Origin of the sequence: Scopulibacillus daqui, from assembly GCF_016908855.1 — a bacterium.
GTDB classification, from domain to species: Bacteria; Bacillota; Bacilli; order Bacillales; family Sporolactobacillaceae; genus Scopulibacillus_A; species Scopulibacillus_A daqui.
On the sequence record NZ_JAFBER010000048.1, the window covers coordinates 1 to 2752 of the forward strand.

Here is a 2752-nt window from a genome sequence, read left to right on the forward strand (position 1 = left end):
TTGTTTCTCGTCAATTCAAGTGTAAAGGATTAAGGAGCTTGCGTGTATTTTTTTGTTTTAATTTTTCTCATACCCCAACAAATATTGTAGAGCCTGATTTTTTTGTTTTAATTTTCCTCATATTCCAATATTGTAGAGCCAAAAAAAAAAAAAAAAACAGAACTATAAGTTCTGTTTTTAACGCGCCCTAGAGGATTCGAACCTCTGACCCACGGCTTAGAAGGCCGTTGCTCTATCCAGCTGAGCTAAGAGCGCAAAACACTAATAAAAATGACCCGTACGGGATTCGAACCCGTGTTACCGCCGTGAAAGGGCGGTGTCTTAACCACTTGACCAACGGGCCATGCTGTTTAATAAAATACTTTAAATGGCGGAGAAGGAGGGATTTGAACCCTCGCACCGCTTACGCGATCTACTCCCTTAGCAGGGGAGCCCCTTCAGCCACTTGGGTACTTCTCCATGGCTCCACAGGCAGGATTCGAACCTGCGACCGATCGGTTAACAGCCGATTGCTCTACCACTGAGCTACTGTGGAATATGGTGGGCCTGAGTGGACTCGAACCACCGACCTCACGCTTATCAGGCGTGCGCTCTAACCGGCTGAGCTACAGGCCCAATTAATGGGACACCATATAATTATATATTATGAAAATACATCAAGTGTAACTGGTAAGATCGCGCTTAGATGCTATCAATGCAATAGATTGCTTTACAAGTGATGTTGACTTGCATTCGAGTTAGTGACCGTTGCATGGTCAATAATTGAATGGAGCGGGTGATGAGAATCGAACTCACGACCAGAGCTTGGAAGGCTCTTGTTTTACCACTAAACTACACCCGCATATTCTTAACTAATCAACCGTTCTTGCAATACCGGTGGTCGGGGTCGAACCGACACTCCCGAAGGAACACGATTTTGAGTCGTGCGCGTCTGCCAATTCCGCCACACCGGCGTCTGGAGGCGACACCCGGATTCGAACCGGGGAATAAGGGTTTTGCAGACCCGTGCCTTACCACTTGGCTATGTCGCCATATTGGCTGGGCTAGCTGGATTCGAACCAGCGCATGACGGAACCAAAATCCGTTGCCTTACCGCTTGGCTATAGCCCAACAAATGAATGGGGCGGTTGATGGGAATCGAACCCACGTATGTCGGAACCACAATCCGATGCGTTAACCACTTCGCCACAACCGCCAAGTGAATAAATGGTGGAGGGGGACGGATTCGAACCGCCGAACCCTGAGGGAGCGGATTTACAGTCCGCCGCGTTTAGCCACTTCGCTACCCCTCCAAGCAATGGCGGAGGAAGAGGGATTCGAACCCCCGCGGGCCGTTAAGCCCCTGTCGGTTTTCAAGACCGATCCCTTCAGCCAGACTTGGGTATTCCTCCGTACTGAATGCTAGATGATAGACATTCAAGCTTCTAAATTTTAAAATTAACTTCATGGTGGACCCTGTAGGACTCGAACCTACGACCGGACGGTTATGAGCCGTCTGCTCTAACCAACTGAGCTAAGGGTCCTAAATAGCGGCGGAGGGAATCGAACCCCCGACCTCACGGGTATGAACCGTACGCTCTAGCCGGCTGAGCTACACCGCCAAAAAAGTGGAGCCTAGCGGGATCGAACCGCTGACCTCCTGCGTGCAAAGCAGGCGCTCTCCCAGCTGAGCTAAGGCCCCATTATATTAATCAATGGTCGGGAAGACAGGATTTGAACCTGCGACCCCTTGGTCCCAAACCAAGTGCTCTGCCAAGCTGAGCTACTTCCCGTTAATGGCGCGCCCTGGAGGATTCGAACCCCCAACCTTCTGATCCGTAGTCAGACGATCTATCCAGTTGATCTAAGGGCGCAATGGAGCGGAAGACGGGATTCGAACCCGCGACCCCCACCTTGGCAAGGTGATGTTCTACCACTGAACTACTTCCGCATGCTATGCGGGCGAAGGGACTTGAACCCCCACGTCGTAAGACACTAGATCCTAAATCTAGCGCGTCTGCCAATTCCGCCACACCCGCGTTCTGAAATATATAATAGTTTTTGAATCTTCTCAATAAAAATGGTGAGCCATGGAGGATTCGAACCTCCGACCCTCTGATTAAAAGTCAGATGCTCTACCGACTGAGCTAATGGCTCATCAAAAAGGATGCCGGCCAGAGGACTTGAACCCCCAACCTACTGATTACAAGTCAGTTGCTCTACCAATTGAGCTAGACCGGCATTTTACAATGGCGGTCCCGACCGGATTTGAACCGGCGATCTCCTGCGTGACAGGCAGGCATGTTAACCACTACACCACGGGACCAATACTTATCATTCTGATGTGATAAATTTTGGTTGCGGGGGCAGGATTTGAACCTGCGGCCTTCGGGTTATGAGCCCGACGAGCTGCCAGACTGCTCCACCCCGCGACGATAAAAATAATCATATTTTATGCAAAGAAATAAGTTTAGTAAAACTGTTTCTTCCTCTGCTCGTATCGCTTTGAAGCGTATCCGTCGAAACAACTCGATGTTTATTCGATGATGCTTCGCTCGTTGCTCCACCCCGCGACGATAAAAATGATGATTTATATGGTGGAGGATGCAGGGCTCGAACCTGCGACCCCCTGCTTGTAAGGCAGATGCTCTCCCAGCTGAGCTAATCCTCCAGAGTTCGCCTGGCAGCGTCCTACTCTCACAGGGGGAAGCCCCCAATTACCATCGGCGCTGAAGAGCTTAACGACCGTGTTCGGGATGGGAACGGGTGTGAC

The 2752-nt window shown here is 50.3% G+C and carries 24 tRNA genes and 1 rRNA gene; all 25 read right to left on the reverse strand.

Going from position 1 to position 2752, the window contains the following annotated elements:
• Positions 1-181 precede the first annotated feature (181 nt).
• A tRNA-Arg gene (locus JOD45_RS16145) sits at positions 182-255 on the reverse strand.
• A 16-nt stretch (positions 256-271) separates the two neighbouring features.
• A tRNA-Glu gene (locus JOD45_RS16150) sits at positions 272-343 on the reverse strand.
• 25 nt (positions 344-368) lie between these two features.
• Positions 369-459, reverse strand: a tRNA-Ser gene (locus tag JOD45_RS16155).
• 1 nt (position 460) lies between these two features.
• Positions 461-535: transfer RNA gene (locus JOD45_RS16160), tRNA-Asn, on the reverse strand.
• A 3-nt stretch (positions 536-538) separates the two neighbouring features.
• Positions 539-615, reverse strand: a tRNA-Ile gene (locus JOD45_RS16165).
• 152 nt (positions 616-767) lie between these two features.
• Positions 768-841 (reverse strand) — tRNA-Gly (locus tag JOD45_RS16170).
• A 30-nt stretch (positions 842-871) separates the two neighbouring features.
• A tRNA-Leu gene (locus JOD45_RS16175) sits at positions 872-953 on the reverse strand.
• Positions 954-956: 3 nt separating this feature from the next.
• Positions 957-1031: transfer RNA gene (locus JOD45_RS16180), tRNA-Cys, on the reverse strand.
• 4 nt (positions 1032-1035) lie between these two features.
• Positions 1036-1110 (reverse strand) — tRNA-Gln (locus tag JOD45_RS16185).
• Positions 1111-1119: 9 nt separating this feature from the next.
• Positions 1120-1195 (reverse strand) — tRNA-His (locus JOD45_RS16190).
• Between the two features lie 12 nt (positions 1196-1207).
• Positions 1208-1292 (reverse strand) — tRNA-Tyr (locus JOD45_RS16195).
• Positions 1293-1298: 6 nt separating this feature from the next.
• Positions 1299-1391 (reverse strand) — tRNA-Ser (locus JOD45_RS16200).
• A gap of 55 nt (positions 1392-1446) precedes the next feature.
• Positions 1447-1523, reverse strand: a tRNA-Ile gene (locus tag JOD45_RS16205).
• Between the two features lie 4 nt (positions 1524-1527).
• A tRNA-Met gene (locus JOD45_RS16210) sits at positions 1528-1601 on the reverse strand.
• Between the two features lie 7 nt (positions 1602-1608).
• Positions 1609-1681, reverse strand: a tRNA-Ala gene (locus JOD45_RS16215).
• Between the two features lie 14 nt (positions 1682-1695).
• A tRNA-Pro gene (locus tag JOD45_RS16220) sits at positions 1696-1772 on the reverse strand.
• Between the two features lie 4 nt (positions 1773-1776).
• Positions 1777-1853 (reverse strand) — tRNA-Arg (locus JOD45_RS16225).
• A 2-nt stretch (positions 1854-1855) separates the two neighbouring features.
• Positions 1856-1930: transfer RNA gene (locus JOD45_RS16230), tRNA-Gly, on the reverse strand.
• A gap of 6 nt (positions 1931-1936) precedes the next feature.
• A tRNA-Leu gene (locus JOD45_RS16235) sits at positions 1937-2018 on the reverse strand.
• A gap of 42 nt (positions 2019-2060) precedes the next feature.
• Positions 2061-2136: transfer RNA gene (locus tag JOD45_RS16240), tRNA-Lys, on the reverse strand.
• An 11-nt stretch (positions 2137-2147) separates the two neighbouring features.
• Positions 2148-2220: transfer RNA gene (locus tag JOD45_RS16245), tRNA-Thr, on the reverse strand.
• 9 nt (positions 2221-2229) lie between these two features.
• Positions 2230-2305: transfer RNA gene (locus JOD45_RS16250), tRNA-Asp, on the reverse strand.
• 29 nt (positions 2306-2334) lie between these two features.
• Positions 2335-2411, reverse strand: a tRNA-Met gene (locus tag JOD45_RS16255).
• 163 nt (positions 2412-2574) lie between these two features.
• A tRNA-Val gene (locus JOD45_RS16260) sits at positions 2575-2650 on the reverse strand.
• Between the two features lie 7 nt (positions 2651-2657).
• Positions 2658-2752 (reverse strand): 5S ribosomal RNA (gene rrf / locus JOD45_RS16265); the annotation flags it as partial.